Annotated in this window: 13 protein-coding genes; 8 read left to right on the forward strand and 5 right to left on the reverse strand. The window is 57.9% G+C overall.

Annotation, left to right across the window (positions count from 1 at the left end):
• Positions 1-227: 227 nt before the first annotated feature.
• Positions 228-953, reverse strand: a complete 726-nt coding sequence (locus RRF56_RS14930; RefSeq protein ID WP_317033962.1) for a DUF456 domain-containing protein — start codon at positions 951-953, stop codon at positions 228-230.
• 354 nt (positions 954-1,307) lie between these two features.
• On the opposite strand from RRF56_RS14930, the gene RRF56_RS14935 reads away from it, so the two are divergent.
• The 3 genes from RRF56_RS14935 to RRF56_RS14945 all read left to right on the forward strand — a co-directional run bounded on the left by RRF56_RS14935 (position 1,308) and on the right by RRF56_RS14945 (position 5,615).
• On the forward strand, positions 1,308-2,126 hold the full coding sequence (locus RRF56_RS14935) for an EamA family transporter (RefSeq protein ID WP_410510613.1): 819 nt from the start codon (positions 1,308-1,310) through the stop codon (positions 2,124-2,126).
• A 206-nt stretch (positions 2,127-2,332) separates the two neighbouring features.
• Positions 2,333-3,385, forward strand: a complete 1,053-nt coding sequence (locus tag RRF56_RS14940) for a TPM domain-containing protein (RefSeq protein WP_317033964.1) — start codon at positions 2,333-2,335, stop codon at positions 3,383-3,385.
• A 115-nt stretch (positions 3,386-3,500) separates the two neighbouring features.
• A complete protein-coding gene (locus RRF56_RS14945) occupies positions 3,501-5,615 on the forward strand; it encodes a serine/threonine-protein kinase (RefSeq protein ID WP_317033965.1) in 2,115 nt (704 codons plus the stop codon).
• On the opposite strand, the gene RRF56_RS14950 is transcribed toward RRF56_RS14945, so the two are convergent.
• Positions 5,612-6,430 (reverse strand): cyanophycinase, encoded by an 819-nt coding sequence (locus RRF56_RS14950; protein WP_317033966.1) that lies wholly within the window; start codon positions 6,428-6,430, stop codon positions 5,612-5,614. The genes RRF56_RS14945 and RRF56_RS14950 overlap by 4 nt on opposite strands.
• A 178-nt stretch (positions 6,431-6,608) precedes the next feature.
• Here RRF56_RS14950 and trmD point away from each other — a divergent pair, with 178 nt between their 5' ends.
• The 3 genes from trmD to RRF56_RS14965 all read left to right on the forward strand — a co-directional run bounded on the left by trmD (position 6,609) and on the right by RRF56_RS14965 (position 8,734).
• Entirely contained in the window at positions 6,609-7,340 is a 732-nt protein-coding gene (gene trmD / locus RRF56_RS14955; RefSeq protein WP_317033967.1) for a tRNA (guanosine(37)-N1)-methyltransferase TrmD, read from the forward strand.
• A gap of 95 nt (positions 7,341-7,435) precedes the next feature.
• Positions 7,436-7,921 carry a 2-C-methyl-D-erythritol 2,4-cyclodiphosphate synthase gene (ispF, locus tag RRF56_RS14960; RefSeq protein WP_317033968.1) on the forward strand — a complete coding sequence of 162 codons (486 nt, stop codon included), beginning with the start codon at positions 7,436-7,438 and terminating at the stop codon, positions 7,919-7,921.
• A 426-nt stretch (positions 7,922-8,347) separates the two neighbouring features.
• On the forward strand, positions 8,348-8,734 hold the full coding sequence (locus tag RRF56_RS14965; protein WP_317033969.1) for a hypothetical protein: 387 nt from the start codon (positions 8,348-8,350) through the stop codon (positions 8,732-8,734).
• Between the two features lie 86 nt (positions 8,735-8,820).
• On the opposite strand, the gene RRF56_RS14970 is transcribed toward RRF56_RS14965, so the two are convergent.
• The 3 genes from RRF56_RS14970 to RRF56_RS14980 form a co-directional block, all read right to left on the reverse strand.
• Positions 8,821-9,747: a sugar ABC transporter permease gene (locus tag RRF56_RS14970; RefSeq protein ID WP_317033970.1), complete on the reverse strand. Its 927-nt coding sequence runs from the start codon at positions 9,745-9,747 to the stop codon at positions 8,821-8,823.
• A gap of 36 nt (positions 9,748-9,783) precedes the next feature.
• On the reverse strand, positions 9,784-11,274 hold the full coding sequence (gene cobQ, locus RRF56_RS14975) for a cobyric acid synthase CobQ (protein WP_317033971.1): 1,491 nt from the start codon (positions 11,272-11,274) through the stop codon (positions 9,784-9,786).
• Positions 11,275-11,485: 211 nt separating this feature from the next.
• On the reverse strand, positions 11,486-11,908 hold the full coding sequence (locus RRF56_RS14980) for an Npun_F0494 family protein (RefSeq protein WP_317033972.1): 423 nt from the start codon (positions 11,906-11,908) through the stop codon (positions 11,486-11,488).
• Positions 11,909-12,170: 262 nt separating this feature from the next.
• Here RRF56_RS14980 and glgX point away from each other — a divergent pair, with 262 nt between their 5' ends.
• A complete protein-coding gene (gene glgX, locus RRF56_RS14985; RefSeq protein WP_317033973.1) occupies positions 12,171-14,267 on the forward strand; it encodes a glycogen debranching protein GlgX in 2,097 nt (698 codons plus the stop codon).
• Between the two features lie 212 nt (positions 14,268-14,479).
• Positions 14,480-16,018, forward strand: coding sequence for a ferredoxin:protochlorophyllide reductase (ATP-dependent) subunit B (gene bchB, locus RRF56_RS14990; RefSeq protein ID WP_317033974.1), 1,539 nt, complete (start codon positions 14,480-14,482; stop codon positions 16,016-16,018).
• Positions 16,019-16,084 lie beyond the last annotated feature (66 nt).

The raw sequence follows: 16,084 nt of genomic DNA on the forward strand, positions 1-16,084 counted from the left end.
GACCTGGGCTTTCTGGGATGACAGCAGCAATAGGTCAATATTTGCCTGCTCCCTAAGGTACCCAAAGGGAGAACCTTAGGGAGCAGGCAGAAGGTCAATTTTTACCCGATGACAGCTTAAGACCAGCATTAAAATAGAACCTCTGTCATCGAAGACAGTTCTTTCGGTTATTTCTAAACAGCTCTAATAGTTAGGGCGTCGTAGTCGCATCACGCTAGAGCCTATCTTCATAGCCCTCCGTTGCCAGACCAGGTGGTAACCAAAAACACGATCAGGCTAATCAGGGCAAGCACACCCTGCAGAATGTTGCCAACGATAGTGCCCACTACAATGGCCACTCCCACCTTGACCGACTGCTTCACGCGCTGGAGCAGCTTAAGTTCGCGGCGGTGCAAAAACTCGCCGATAAACGCGCCTAGCACTGTGCCCAGCAGCAGCCCCAGCAAGGGAATGCCGGTAGGTAGTAGGGGCAGCAACCCAAATAGTCCCACAAACATGCCAATGAAGGCCCCAATCTGGCCCCAGCTGCTAGCCCCCACCCGTTGCGCCCCTAGAACTCCGGCCAGGTAATCGATCGCAAAGCTGAGGATAAGAGCAGCGATCGCGACTCCCAAAGCCCACTGGAGCCCAGCAAACCCCACCACTAGGCCCCATACTGCGATCGCGCCCACAATCAGCGTAATGCCGGGTAGGGCCGGTACCACTGCTCCCACAACACCGAACACCATGACCAACACCAGCAGCCAATACAGGAGCGGATGCCAGAGGGCTGGGGAGGTGGTGCTGACAGATGCTTGGGCGATCAGATGGGCAGCGGTGGGGCCGGTCTGGCCTAGATAGGCTGCCGTAGTGCTAGCCGTCTGAGCCACCCACTGGCTCACCTGAGCATAAAACTGCACCATGCCCTGGGGCAGAGCGGGTAGGGTCGAGACAAGGGCTAGAAAAGCAGCCATGGGGAAAACCATCCTGAGATAGCCAGCGCCACCTACTAGCCAGGCACTGGGGTTAAATCGTTATCAGTCTAAAGCGGATCATAGCCAAAACCAGCAAGCCTCAGAGGTGTGGCCATCCTCACTGGTTCTTTACCTGTCCTCTTTGGCTTAGCAGACGACTAAGGAATGATTGGCTGAATGGGTCATCGATAGCGGTCATACCCCATTATCGATGCCATGGCTAGGAGGGGTGAGTCGGGAGCGCTAGAGTTGAAGGGCTCTGCCTACTCACGTTGGGGGGATGGGATCTTGTCGCCGAAGTTTTTACTGCCAAAACCACTATTGCCTGCGTTTACCCCCCCGCCCCCCGTACTGGTGATAGCGGCAATGGCCTCGACTCAGCTGGGGTCAACCCTGGCTAAAAGCCTATTTAGTCAGGTGGGGCCGTTGGGCATGGTGCTGCTGCGGGTGGGGCTGTCGGCAATAGTGCTGGTGGCCTGGTGCCGCCCTCGCTGGCGGGGCCACCGCCCTTCAGACTATCGGCTGCTAATCGCTTTTGGGCTATCGCTGGCGGTGATGAACGCGCTATTTTACTGCGCGATCGCCCGCATTCCGATTGGCGTGGCCGTGGCGCTGGAGTTTTCGGGGCCGCTGACCGTGGCACTGCTGCACTCGCGCCGCTGGATCGACGGCCTGTGGGTAGCCCTGGCGGCAGTGGGCATTGTGCTGCTGTCGCCCCTCAACACGCCATCGTTAGACACGTGGGGAGTTGTATTTGCGCTGCTGGCTGGGGTGGCCTGGGGCAGCTATATTGTGCTGTCGGCCCGCATGGGTCAAGCCTTTCGCGGCGGGGAGGGGCTGGCGCTCTCCATGGCGGTGGGGGCACTGCTGCTGCTGCCAGTGGGGATACTGGCTGAGGGGCGATCGCTGCTGTCGCCGACCATTCTGCTGCTGGGTTTAGGGGTGGCCATGCTGGCCTCCACCCTGCCCTATTCTCTAGAGATGACGGCCCTGCGACGCATGCCGGTGAACGTGTTTGGGGTGCTGATGAGTTTGGAGCCTGCGATCGCGGCGGTGATTAGCTTTCTATGGCTGGGCGAAACCTTAACGCTAGCGATGGTTGCAGCCATTGGTCTGGTGATGGTGGCAGCAGCAGGAGTGTCGCTGTTCCAGCCTGCGGCCAAGGTGGTCTAACGCTAGTGTGCAGTCCCGCTGCGCCAGATCGATCCCAGATCGATCAACACCGTTCGGCGGGGAACCCTAGAGATAGCCCACTACGCCAAGAGCGAGAATAAACAGTGCAACAGTTAAGGGGTCACTCTCAGCAGAGATGGCGACGGCTCGCCAGTAGGGCCGGGCTGCTAGGCGCAGTGGTGGTCGTATCTGGGCTAGGCCTAGCCATGGCTACCGCCCAGCCTGGGTTCGCCTCGGCTGCCGCTACATCCCTGCTGTCCCAGGCTCAGACGGGCTACCCCCAGCGCCAAGCCAGCTTTATTAACGACTACGGCAAGGTCTTGACACCGGCCGATGCCGATCGCCTGCGCGACGATCTAGAACAGCTCAAGGCATCGACTGGCATTGAGGCCGTCGTGGTCACCGTGCCTTCGACCGAGGGCTATGGCGCGGGCGATCGCAGCTTTGAGGCGTTTGCGACCAGTCTGTTCAACACCTGGGGCATTGGCGATGCTCAGCGCCACGACGGGGTGCTGGTGCTATTTTCCCAGGGCGATCGCGCCGTGCGAATTGAGTTAGGTCGGGGCTACAGTCGCGCCTATGATGCCCCCATGCAAACCATCATTGACGAATACATGGTGCCCCGCTTTCGCAATGGGGACTACAGCGATGGGCTCTACGCCGGTACCCAGGCCATCATTCGTCAACTCACCGGCCCACCGCCCACTGAGGTAGACACGTCGCCACTCTCGGGGCTAAACCCCGTTGGCAGCGGTGCTGTGGCCCTAGTTCTTGGTGGGGGAACCTTGATGGCCATCCAGCAGACGCACAACTTTTTGCGCCCCAAATGCAAACAGTGCGCAGTGCGCATGCAGCCCTTGAGTAAAGACGCCGTCAAAGCCCACCTCAACGCCGGGCAAACCAAAGAACTGGAGCTGGGTTCTGTCAACCACGAGGTTCTAGAGTGCCCCCAGTGCCATCAGTCTCTCAAGCGCCAATTTCCTACCTGGAGCTCCTTTAGCCCTTGCCCCAGCTGCCGCTATCGGACGCTAAAAGTGGTGAAGCAAACAACACTGGTTCCAGCAACCTACCAGTCCTCGGGGGAAGCCGTGGTCGATCGCAGCTGTCACTACTGTAGTCACACCGATCAAGAAAAGGTGATTCTACCAAGGCTAGAGCGCCATGATTCCAGTTCCTCAAGTTACGGGTCGTCGTCGGGAGGTGGGTCGTCGTCAGGAGGTGGGTCGTCGTCGGGAGGCGGGGCCAGCGGCAAATGGTAGCCTAAGCCTTCGTTTTCCCTTCGGATCAATTGCAAAGAAAGCCCTATGGCTAAGATCAAGCGCCCGCATTCCGTGAAACACTGGGAGTACAGGGGAGTGCATTCTACCGTCGGCTATGAGTCTTTGTATTAACCCAAACTGCCGCCAGCCTAACCATCCCGATAACGGAGGTAGCGCTACCTGCGCCGCCTGCGGGTCTTCCCTGGTACTTCAGGGGCACTACCGCGTCATGCGCCTGATCAGCAGCAACAGCGGCTTTGGTCGGGTGTACGAAGCCTACGATCGCAACGTGCCCAAAATTCTCAAGGTGCTCAAAGAGAGCTACAACACCAACGACAAAGTCGTTGAGCTCTTTCGCCGCGAGGCTCAGGTGCTGAGCCAGCTCAACCATCCCGGCGTGCCCCGAGTCGAAGCCGAAGGCTATTTTCTCTACCACCCCGCCGACCGTAGCGAGCCGCTGCACTGCCTGGTTATGGAGAAAATCGATGGCCCCAACCTCAAGCAGTGGATGGTGCAGCAGGGCAACCACCCAATCAGTGAAAAACAGGCCATGCTCTGGCTGGCCCAGCTGATCGACGTGCTCAGTCTGGTGCACCAGCACAACTATTTTCACCGCGACATCAAGCCCGAAAACATTATGCTGCGCCCCTCAGGACAGCTGGTGCTAGTCGATTTTGGGGCCGCCCGCGAGATGACCCAAACCTATATGGCCAACCTGGGTGACAGCGGCATCACCACCGTGAGTTCGGCGGGCTATACACCGCCTGAGCAAGAACAGGGCCAGGCCGTGCCCCAGTCTGACTTTTATGCCCTGGGCCGCACGCTGATTTATTTAATGACGGCTAAGCTGCCCAACGACTCGGCCATCTACAACTCGCGCACTAATGCCTTTATGTGGCGGTCTTCGGCCCCCCACATTTCTGCTCCCCTGGCTGATTTAATCGACGACCTGATTGCCCCCGCCGCCGCTAACCGGCCCCAGACCACGGAGGTGATTTTAGAACGGCTGGCCCAGGTGCGATCGCGTCAAGTGTCTGGCCTGCCTCGCTTAGCCACTAGCTCGACCCTCTGGGCTGAAACCACGCTCAACCCCAATACAACCCATACCCAAGCTGAGCCCTCCCACAGTTTTTTCCCTCCCTGGCTCGACCAACGCCCCTGGCTGCTGGCCGGGTTGACCGGTCTGGCCTTGGCCATACCCCTCAGCTGGTATGCCCTGAGCAAAGGGTATAGCCCCTTTGCCCCTGGCCAACCTGGGATAACAAACCCATCTGTGGAAAAATTGACCGTCAGCCCTGGGGCGGTGCTCACTGGCCATAGCAACGACATCTACGATCTGCTCCTACTGCGCGACGGCAAAACCCTGATATCGGCCAGTGCCGATAGCACAGTGCGCATTTGGGATTTAGAGGCGAGCAGCCTGCTGCATACCCTGGCCCACACCAATGTGGTGCAGTCCCTTGTCACCACCATCGACCAAACCACCTTAATCAGCACTGGCGACGATCGGGTGATTCGCTTTTGGTCACTGCCCGATGGCATTCCCCTAGGCCAGATCAACAATGCCCACGGCACCCCGATTCGCGCCCTGGAGGTCAGCCGCAATGGTCGAGTCTTAGTCAGTGCAGATAGCGAAGGGGCGATCAAATTGTGGCCCTTGACCGATAGCACCGGTACCCTCAACCTCTTGGGCATGGAGATGGCTGGGGCTAGCCATACTCTCCAGGCCAACGGCACGATTAACGACCTATTGTTTACCCGCGACAACACCGTTCTGATCAGCGGTGGGGCCAGTCTTCAGCTATGGCCCCTAGCCGATCTGAAGGCTACCGATGGAGGGAGTGAGATCGTACCGATTACCCTGGAAGGGCATACCAGTTTTGTCAACCGCATCGACATCACCGACGACGATCAGACATTAATTAGTGCTTCAGCCGATCAGAACGTGCTGCTTTGGGATATGACCAGCAACGCCCAGACCGCAGCCTTGAAAGGTCATCAGAGCTACGTCAACACCCTACGCGTAGAGGGGCCTCGGCTGTGGAGTGCTGACGCTGACAAAACTATTTTTGTGTGGGATCTCCAGCAGAAGATTCCCCTTCAACGGATCACAGGTTTTGAAACCGATATTTGGCGGTTTACCGTGCAGCCCAATGGTCAAATCGTCACGATCGGTGGCACTCAACCGGTGATTCGGCTCTGGCGCTTAAATCAACCGCCAGAACGCTAGCTCTTGGCTGTCGCCAAGACTTTGCGGTGGTGGATATCGAAGCGATCGCCGTGGGCCAGCAGGTGTAGCCGCAACCCGTGGATGCTGAGCGGGTCGGCAGCGGTGATGTCGGGCTCATTGGTGTGGGTCATATCGCCGGGGTCAACCACCGCAATTACCCCTTTGCCGATCACCTGAAAGCTACCGTCGCCCTCAAACAGGGCACAGGTGTCTTCGTCTATGCCCAGGCCCAGACGGTTAGGCTGCATGGCCATGGCGCTCATCAGCCGCGCCATGCGGTTGCGGTTGTGGAAGTGCTGATCGACAATCACCTCGGGCACAAAGCCCAGGCCAATGGCCATATCTACCAAAGAGCGGTTGGGCGACTCGCCGCTGCCGCCCCCAGCGATCATGTGATGGCCCATGACAGCCGCCCCGGCGCTAGTGCCCGCTAGGGTAATCTCGCCCAGTTGCGCCCGTTGACGAATGACATCGATCAGGGGAGTGTCGGCCAGCAGACCGCACAGCCGCACCTGGTCGCCGCCAGTGATAAACACCCCTGTACAGGGCTCTACTAAGGTTTTCCAACTGGGATCTTCGCCCTGGGCGCGATCGCGAATATCCATCACCACCGTCTCGGGGGCACCCATGTCAGCAAAAATTTGCTGGTAGCGACCCGAAATCGCCACCGGATCGCGCGACGCGCAGGGAATAATGCCAATGCGGGCTGCCGTCCCCCCCGAGCGCTCAAAAAAGGTGTGCAGAATTTCTTTACCGTGGACTTTATCTTCTGCGCCGCCAATGGCGAGAATAGCATTGTGCTTAACGGGAGACATGGGCCGCTCAACAAAGGGACGAGAAATTGCTACCTAGACTCAATTACTGCATGATAGAGAGCGTTACATGCCAAGTCCAGCACGAGATCTGTAGTTTTCCTACAGGCGAGCCTTTGGGGCTAGACTTGGATGCAGTTCACGCAACCCATCAGGTCTTTAGGCCTCAGCAGTCTAGGCTATGACAACTGGCATCCACGGGGCTTCCCATCTGAGAGTAGATGTTGTCAGCCTGTTCCCAGACTTTTTTCAATCTCCCCTAGAGTCAGGGTTGATTGGTAAAGCCCTGGCGCGCCAAATTGCAGAAATTCATCTTACCAATCCACGGGACTTTACAACGGATAAGCACCGCCGGGTCGATGACGAACCCTACGGTGGCGGGGTCGGTATGTTAATGAAACCTGACCCGATCTTTGCTGCGGTCGAATCGTTGCCGGTACTGCCCCGGCGCGAAGTCATTCTCCTCACCCCCCAAGGAGAAACCATGACTCAGGGTTTATTTAAGGAACTGGCGAGCTGCAATCAGCTGGTGCTGATCTGCGGCCATTACGAAGGGGTAGACGAGCGGGTCAGCCATTTACTCACTCGAGAAGTGTCCCTAGGCGACTTTGTGCTCACCTGCGGCGAAATTCCGGCGCTGACGCTGATTAACGGCGTGGTGCGGCTGCTGCCCGGCACCGTGGGCAAAACCGACTCCCTGCGCTACGAGAGCTTTGAAACGCCGCTGCTCGATTACCCCCAATACACCCGCCCCGCCGACTTTCGCGGCTGGGAAGTACCCGAGGTGCTGCGATCGGGCAACCACGAGGCGATCGCCCAGTGGCGGCGGCAACAGCAGGTCGAGCGCACGCGCCAGCGGCGGCCCGATCTCTACGAGCGATGGGTGGGGGAATCTGGGGACGTGGGTGAGTAGAGGGATGGATGGGCAGCCGTAGGGTGCATCCGCGCAGCGATGCACCGTTCTATAGGGTCTTGAAAGCTAGTAAACCACAGGAGTAAAGGGGCACCATGACAGGCATTCGAATCGGCAATGGCTACGATATTCATCGGCTGGTGGAGGGGCGATCGCTAATTCTCGGCGGCGTCACCATTCCCCACCACCTGGGGCTCGATGGCCACAGCGATGCCGATGTGCTTACCCACGCCATTATGGATGCCCTGTTGGGAGCACTGAGCTTAGGTGATATTGGCCTCTATTTTCCGCCGGGCGATCCCCAGTGGGCGGGGGCCGACAGCCTCAAACTACTGGCCCAGGTGAGTGCCATGGTGGGAGAGCGAGGCTGGCAGGTTAGCAACCTGGATACCGTCATAGTGGCCGAGCAACCCAAGCTAAAACCCCACATTGAAGCGATGCGATCGCACTTAGCCAACACCCTGGGGCTGGCTCCCGACCAGGTAGGGGTTAAGGCCACCACCAACGAAACCCTCGGCCCAGTAGGCCGTCAGGAGGGCATAGCGGCCTACGCCGTAGCTCTGTTGACCCAAGGCAATTAGAGATTGAGTAGCTTGCCAGGGGCAGAGTCACGTCAATCAGCCCCAGCCCCTTAAGCTACTGCCCAGCGTCGTGGCAGGAAGGCGCTAGGAGAAGGATTGCTCTCCCTTGCCCAAGCTAGGAACTTTTTGGCAGTAGGTAAAGTCAAAAAACTTTGTCAAATCTTTATAGATCAGCGACCTCTGTACTCACAGATTTAAATCGATAAAGCTTGGCAACGGTTGCAAAAGATACGTATTCTTCTAGAAAAACCCGTAGGATACTTTATAATATCTTCAAGTTTGCGGCTCTCAAGCATGCAGACTGGGGGTACTAAGACTATGCACCTACCGCTGAGCTTTATAGAAACTTTGCCTTTGAGGCAATTTAGATCGGGTTCTAGCTACAGATGGTGGTTTTGTCCTAGAGACAGAAGGGGTAAGGCTCAGATGGCTAAAGTCGTGCAATCGTTAGTGGCAACAGGCCATACTATTCGCGGGGTTTGCTACCCTCAAGCCCACTACATCAGTCAGGCCGTAGCTGAGTTGTCAGCCATTCCCCCAGAGCGGGTCGGCTTGAGTGGCGAGTACGATTACTACGGGCTAGCCAAACGTATTCAGGCAAACTTTTGTAGCCATGCCGGACGCGCCGCTGTCCGACAAATCACCGTCAAGCAGCGCGGATCAACGGTTATTCTCAGCGGTCGGGTAGATAGCCTTCACCTGTTAGATCAGCTGGTCAATTTGGCTCTACACACCGAAGGGGCCACCCACGTTGAAGTCCAAGATGTACAGGTCAATAGTTTGGCGATGGTTCAGCCGGTTCAAGTAGCTTAGTACTGGTCGGCAGAAGTTGGATAACCCTAACTCAGGATTTCAGGTGCGAGGGTTTAAGAACCGTTGTCGGCCTAGGCTGCAGGGCATTAGACCAGGGGTTGGGTGCTGTTGTTGACGGCTAGCCGCAGAGCAGACAGCGCCAAAATCACCAAAAATAACGCCAGCCCAAGGGTGCAGGCGTAGCTAATTTCGAGCTTTTGAAAGGCCTGCTCATAGATGTAGTAGACCACGGTTTTAGAGCTGTGGCGCGGGCCTCCCTGGGTCATGATATAGACTTCTTCAAAGACTTTGGTCGCTGCGATCGCCGAAATCACCCCCACCAAAACCAGGTAGGGTCGCATCAGGGGCAGGGTAATATCCCAGTGGCGTCGCCAGCCGTCGGAGCCGTCGAGCGCCGCCGCCTCGTAGAGGTCTTGAGGAATGCCCTGAAGCCCCGCCAAGTAGATCACCATGTAATAGCCCAGCCCCTTCCACACCGTCACCGCCATAACGCTAAACAGTGCCAGGGTTGGGCTGGTCAGCCACGGAACGCCGCTCTCGGTTAGCCCTAGACTTTTCAGCACCTGGTTAAATAAACCGGTCTCGGCGTAGAGCCAGCGCCAGGCAATGCCAGCCACCACCATCGACACCACCACGGGCGAGTAGTAGGCCACGCGCAACCAGTGAATGCCCCGCAGCTTCCGGTTGACTAGAATTGCCAACCCCAGCGGGGCAAAGGTCAAAATGGGCACCACCCCCGCTAAGTACACCAGGGTATTGCGCACTGTCTGCCAAAAGATCGGATCGACCATCAGCCGACGCAGATTGGCAGTGCCTACCCAGGTTGGGGCCGCCGTCAGGTCTACCCCAAAGGTAGTGAAACTCAGATAAAAGGCCCGCAGCGCCGGCCAAAACACCGAGATCCCCAAGGCCGCTAGAGCCGGTAGCAAAAACAGATAGGGAATCACCCGCTGGGGAATGGTGATACCTAGAGGCCAGAGGTGATGGGATGTTTTGCGTGACGTAGCAGTCATGGGATATCGAGTTAGGCGTAGGATGCTCAGTTTTGATTACCCTAGCAGTGGCGTCAGATCCAAATGTTCACTTACGGCTTCGGTCAGTTCGTTGAGCACCGCCTCGCGCTGTTCGCGGTAGTTGGGAATGCCTGTAGGCAGCGACCCCAGACCGCGCTGCTGGCGCAGGCGGTTGAGCCAGGCCCGCCGCCAGGGGCCATTGTCGAAGACGCCGTGCAGATAGGTGCCCCACAGCGACTGGCTGGCATCAACTACCCCCAAGCTACGGTCTTCGAACAAGAACTCAAACTGGGTGCCCTTCTCGTCTTTCCCCTCAGAGAGCAGCAGCTGGGTGCGCCCCTGGTGCAGTTCGTAGCCTGCCACTGGCAGCCCCTCCTGGGGGAAACGAGAGCTAACAGTGCGCTGGCGGGCAATTTTTTGCTGGGTGATCACCGTGCGCAGGGGGAACAGGTCAAGGCCGGGGAAACGTCCCTCGTGCCCCTCAATCCCTTCAGGATCGGCCAGAAATTGGCCCATCATCTGAAAGCCGCCGCAGACACCCATGACCGTGCCCCCAGCCGCCACATAGTTCTGAATTTCTTCGGCCATGCCGGTGCGCTGCAAGATCAGCAGGTCGGCAATGGTGGTCTTGGTGCCGGGGATAATCACCGCGTCGGGGTAGCCGAGCTTTTCTTTAGGGCTGAGATAGACGACCCGCACGTTGGGCTCGGCCTCTAAAGGATCAAAGTCGGTGAAGTTGGAAATGCGCGGTAGACGAATGACAGCGATGGTGATGTCGGCCTGTTTTTTGCTGCCAGGGGTGCGATCGAGCAGACTGAGGGAGTCTTCTGCGGGCAGGGCGTTTTCAATCCATGGCACTACGCCAATCACAGGGATGCCGGTGCGTTCTTTAATCCACGCCAGCCCCGGCTCTAGCACCTCGCGCTGACCGCGAAACTTGTTGATGATGATGCCTTTTACTAAGGCTCGCTCGTCGGGATCCATCAGCTCTAGGGTGCCAATGATGTGGGCAAATACACCGCCGCGATCGATGTCAGCCACCAGCACCGTCGGAGCATTGAGATGTTTTGCCACGCGCATGTTGGTGAGGTCACGATGCTTGAGATTGACCTCGACTGGGCTACCAGCCCCTTCACAGACGATAAAGTCGTAGTCTTGGCCCAGGCGGGTGAGGCTGTCTTGAATGGCCTGCCAACCCTGGTCAAAGAAATTTTCGTAGTACTGCATGGCGGTGGTGCGCCCAACGGCTCGGCCCTTGAGAATGACCTGGGAAGTCATATCACCCTGGGGCTTGAGCAGGATGGGGTTCATTTCAACCTGGGGAGGCACGCCAGCCGCCCAGGCCTGGACGGCTTGGGCGTAGCCCATTTCGCCACCGGTCGCGGTGACGTAGGAGTTGAGGGCCATGTTTTGCCCCTTGAAGGGGGCGACCCGCCAGCCACGACGGCTGAGAATGCGGCAGAGGGCCGTGGTAATCAGTGATTTGCCCACGTGGGAGGCTGTTCCCACTACCATGATGGCTCTCATGGAGCGTCTCCAATGTCGAATAAGGTCAACCGTAGGGCGAAGGGCTGGAGATGAATTGAGATTTCGTCCTTGAGGACGAAGGCCCAGCTCGCAGCGACACCCTATGCAGATTCTTCAGGAACAACACAACTGATCAGGACGATGCTATACCAAGTCTATGGAGAGAATTGTAGGTTTACTATCTCTCACTGGCCTTGGCATAGAAGCAAGCCTAGCCTTGCCACCAGCTGGGCGATCGCATCCATCGGCACCATGCATTATAGAGATGATCGCCTAGGGTGGGACGATACTGGGTCGAGTTGAGCGGTGAGAGATGCTCAAAGACTTGACGACCCATGGGGGTGAGGCGAAAGCTATCGGTCAACCCCTGCCCATCAACTTCGCGGCGTAAAAGGCCCACGGCGATTAGCCACATCATTTCATTTTCGGCTTTAAGCTCGGCCATAGGGCGGCGACTATAGCGGCTTTTGACCCCGGCTGGGCCACACACCTGGCGAATGGAGATGCTCTGCGATCGCATATCGGCCAGCAGATCGAGCCGAAAGGGGGAGCACCGAAAGGCCCGCTCGGCCCGCTTTAGCGATCGCCGCGTGTAGCTAATAGATAGGGCTGGGCTAGGCTCAGCTAAGGGCATGGGCAAAACCTGAACGGCCTGAACAACGGTGTCTTAAATTGTAAACGCATTCCGCTTCAGGCACAGCCTTGCTCCCGAGGGTTCGCCGCTGCTGCCGTTCAACGTCTTGTGATGGTCTCCAGACATTTTCCCCGTATACCAAATCCTGCGTGGTTATTCACCACACTCTTAATTTAGTATTGCAACTCCAACCCCTCAGCGCCTCAGATGCTAGGGTTAGTCATCGTTTTAGACCCGCCGATGGGGGCCGTAGAGTTCCACTATGAGTCCGAAAGTTTTACCTGGCCAGAGCTACCCCCTAGGGGCTACGGTCTACGCTGTGGGGGTCAACTTCTGTCTCTATTCCAAACATGCCACGGCCATTGAACTGCTGCTATTTGAAGCGGATGATCTGACTCAGCCCAGTCGAGTACTGACGTTTGATCCCCAGTGGAACCGCACCTTTTATTACTGGCATTTGTTTGTGCCAGGGCTTAAAAGCGGGCAGATCTACGCCTACCGGGTCCATGGCCCCTTTGACCCTGCACACGGCCATCGGTTCGATGCCACCAAGGTGCTGCTTGACCCCTATGCCCGAGCGGTTGTCGGCGACGACACCTACGATCGCAGCCAAGCCATTGGCCCCGGTGACAACTGCGCCACTGCTCTCAAGGGGGTTGTAGTTGATACTCGCAACTACGACTGGCAAGGCGATCGCCCCTTAAACATCCCCTACTCCAGCAGCGTCATCTACGAAATGCATGTGGGCGGCTTTACCCGCCACCCCTCCTCAGGGTTGCCCGACGAGCAGCGGGGCACCTACGCGGGGCTGATCGAAAAAATTCCGTACCTGCAAGCACTGGGGATCACCGCCGTTGAACTGCTGCCCATTCACCAGTTCGATCGCCAAGATGCCATGCCCGGCTTAGAGAACTACTGGGGCTACAGCACCCTGGGCTTTTTCGCCCCCCATCGCGCCTACAGCTCAAACAAAGACCCCATGGGGCCAGTGAACGAGTTTCGCGACATGGTCAAGGCGCTTCACCGGGCAGGCATTGAAGTCATTCTCGACGTGGTGTTTAACCACTCCGCCGAGGGCAACCACGAAGGCCCCACCCTGAGCTTTAAGGGCATCGACAACGAAACCTACTACCTGCTCGAAGACAACCCAATTTACTACTCTAACTACAGTGGCTGCGGCAATACCCTGTCGCCCAACCACGCGGTGGTTGGCCGCATGATTCTCGACAGCCTGCGTTACTGGGTGTCGGAGATGCATGTGGATGGCTTTCGCTTTGACCTCGCCTCGGTGATGTCACGCGACATGATGGGCAACCCCCTCGAAGACCCACCGATTCTTTGGAATATTGAGTCAGAGCCGATTTTGGCAGGTACCAAGATCATCGCCGAAGCCTGGGATGCGGCAGGGCTCTACCAGGTGGGCAGCTTTATTGGCGATCGCTTTGCCGAATGGAATGGCCCCTACCGCGACCACGTGCGCCAGTTTATCAAAGGCGACGAAGGTGTGGTGCCCGACTTGGCGGCCCGTCTACTCGGCAGCCCCGACATCTACCAAAAGCCCAACCGAGAACCCAACCGCAGCATTCACTTTGTCACCTGCCACGATGGCTTTACCCTGCAAGATCTGGTGTCGTACAACCAAAAGTACAACGAGGCCAACGGCGAACTCAACCGCGACGGCACCGATGCCAACTATAGCTGGAACTGCGGGGTTGAAGGCCCCCAAGCCCCGCCTGCAGTCGAGCAGTTGCGCCATCGCCAGACCAAAAATTTTCTCACCCTGTTGTTTATGGCCCAGGGCACCCCAATGTTACTCATGGGCGACGAGGTGCGCCGCAGCCAGCGCGGTAACAACAACGCCTATTGCCAAGACAACGACATTAGCTGGTTCAACTGGGATGCCGTCGAAAAAGAACAGTCGCTGCTGCGCTTTACCCAGGGGCTAATTCACTTTATCCAAAATCTCAAGGTGTTTCGCCTGGAGCACCTGCTGCGGGTGACCAACACCTGGCACTACGAACCCCACATTGTCTGGCACGGCACTACCCTGGGCCAGCCCGACTGGTCTGAGCACTCGCGCACCCTGGCCTTTACCCTACGCCACCCCGACGCCAAGGAGCAAATTCACGTCATGCTCAACGCCTACTGGAAACCCCTGATGTTTGAGCTACCAGGGCTAGGGCTACGCGATGGCCATCGGGGGCCGGTCTTTGACCAACGCTGGCACCGCATTGTTGATACGTCGGTGGCTCCACCGCGAGATTTTTGCTATCCAGAAGAAGCACCGGTATTTGAAAGCGATCGCTACCCGGTAGGGCCGCGATCGTCGGTAGTGCTGATGAGCCAAGGGCAAATATAGGCCGCCTAGGTTAGCTTCCTTCGGTGGATAGCTAGCCATTTGAGAGCAACCCTAACCATCGCCAGCCCTCGGTAGCGTGAGGTAAAGAATTCTCTCAGAGGCCCCCAACTCTACCCCGGCTTAGCGACAATCAAAGCTGTCTGCCATGGCTGCGCGGCCCAGGGTGTTTCGGCAAACTCACGCTGACCACCGCCACCAAGGAGACTCACCCGATGAAACTGGCCTACTGGATGTATGCCGGCCCGGCGCACATTGGCACTTTGCGCATCGCCAGCTCGTTTAAGAACGTGCACGCGATCATGCACGCGCCGCTGGGGGACGACTATTTCAATGTGATGCGATCGATGCTGGAGCGGGAGCGCGACTTTACGCCTGTGACCGCCAGCATTGTCGATCGCAACGTTTTGGCGCGCGGCTCCCAAGAAAAGGTGGTCGACAATATTGTCCGCAAAGACCAAGAAGAGCACCCCGACCTGATCGTGCTCACCCCCACCTGCACCTCCAGCATTCTGCAAGAGGATCTGGCCAACTTCGTGCAACGGGCTAGCCTCGATTCTCAGGGCGACGTGCTGCTGGCCGATGTCAACCACTACCGAGTGAACGAGCTGCAAGCTGCCGATCGCACCCTTCAGCAGATCGTGCAGTTTTACACTGACAAGGCCCGCAAGCAGGGCACCCTGCCCGAAGGCAAAACCGAAAAGCCCTCGGTGAATATCATTGGCCTCACCACCCTGGGCTTTCACAACAACCATGACTGCCGCGAGCTGCGTACCCTGATGGCCCAGCTCGGCATTGAGGTGAACCTGGTGATGCCCGAGGGCGCATTGGTCACGCAAATCAAAGACATGGGCCGCGCCTGGTTTAACCTGGTGCCCTACCGCGAGGTCGGCCCCCTGACGGCGGAATACCTGAAAGACGAATTGGGGATGCCCTACGTCGATATCACCCCCATGGGCATTGTCGAAACCGCCCGCTGCATTCGCGCCATCCAGACGGTGCTGAATGAGCAGGGGGCCGATGTGAATTACGACGCCTTTATCGACGAGCAGACCCGATTTGTGTCGCAGGCGGCCTGGTTCTCACGCTCGATCGACTGTCAGAACCTGACCGGCAAAAAGGCCGTGGTGTTTGGCGACACCACCCACGCCGCCGCCATGGTCAAGATTCTCGCCCGCGAAATGGGCATTCACGTGGTGCTGGCGGGCACCTACTGCAAGTACGACGCCGAGTGGTTTGCCGCCGAGGTAGGCGAATACTGCGACGAGATTTTGGTCAGTGAAGATAACGGGGAAATTGGCGATCGCATCGCCCAGCTCGAACCCGCCGCCATCTTTGGCACCCAGATGGAGCGCCACGTGGGCAAGCGGCTGGATATCCCCTGCGGCGTGATCGCCGCGCCCATTCACATCCAAAACTTCCCGGTGGGCTACCGCCCGTTTATGGGCTACGAAGGAGCCAACCAGATCGTTGACCTGGTATACAACTCCTTTACCCTGGGCATGGAAGACCACCTGCTGGAGTTCTTTGGCGGCCACGACACCAAAGAAATTCTCACCAAGACCATGAGTGCCGATGCCGCCACCGAGGCCGGCCTAGGCTGGAGCGCCGACGGCCTGGCCGAGCTGCAAAAAATCCCCGGCTTTGTGCGCGGCAAGGTAAAACGCAACACCGAGAAGTTTGCCCGCGACCAGGGCGTCGCCAGCATCACCGCCGAGGTGCTGTACGCGGCGAAGGAGGCGGTGGGAGCGTAGGTCGTCTAAGGGGTCAGGTGCCTTTTAGGCCATGACAGTTATCTATCGCAGCATCAAAGGCACCTG

Source organism: Nodosilinea sp. E11 (genome assembly GCF_032813545.1).
GTDB lineage: Bacteria > Cyanobacteriota > Cyanobacteriia > Phormidesmidales > Phormidesmidaceae > Nodosilinea.

Coding starts and splice junctions, on each gene's coding strand:
- RRF56_RS14965 (WP_317033969.1), top strand. CDS start 8,348: ATGGCTAAAGTCGTGCAATCGTTAGTGGCAACAGGCCATACTATTCGC.
- glgX (WP_317033973.1), top strand. CDS start 12,171: ATGAGTCCGAAAGTTTTACCTGGCCAGAGCTACCCCCTAGGGGCTACG.
- RRF56_RS14980 (WP_317033972.1), bottom strand. CDS start 11,908: ATGCCCTTAGCTGAGCCTAGCCCAGCCCTATCTATTAGCTACACGCGG.
- cobQ (WP_317033971.1), bottom strand. CDS start 11,274: ATGAGAGCCATCATGGTAGTGGGAACAGCCTCCCACGTGGGCAAATCA.
- RRF56_RS14940 (WP_317033964.1), top strand. CDS start 2,333: ATGGCTACCGCCCAGCCTGGGTTCGCCTCGGCTGCCGCTACATCCCTG.
- ispF (WP_317033968.1), top strand. CDS start 7,436: ATGACAGGCATTCGAATCGGCAATGGCTACGATATTCATCGGCTGGTG.
- trmD (WP_317033967.1), top strand. CDS start 6,609: ATGACAACTGGCATCCACGGGGCTTCCCATCTGAGAGTAGATGTTGTC.
- RRF56_RS14970 (WP_317033970.1), bottom strand. CDS start 9,747: ATGACTGCTACGTCACGCAAAACATCCCATCACCTCTGGCCTCTAGGT.
- RRF56_RS14945 (WP_317033965.1), top strand. CDS start 3,501: ATGAGTCTTTGTATTAACCCAAACTGCCGCCAGCCTAACCATCCCGAT.
- RRF56_RS14950 (WP_317033966.1), bottom strand. CDS start 6,430: ATGTCTCCCGTTAAGCACAATGCTATTCTCGCCATTGGCGGCGCAGAA.
- RRF56_RS14930 (WP_317033962.1), bottom strand. CDS start 953: ATGGCTGCTTTTCTAGCCCTTGTCTCGACCCTACCCGCTCTGCCCCAG.
- bchB (WP_317033974.1), top strand. CDS start 14,480: ATGAAACTGGCCTACTGGATGTATGCCGGCCCGGCGCACATTGGCACT.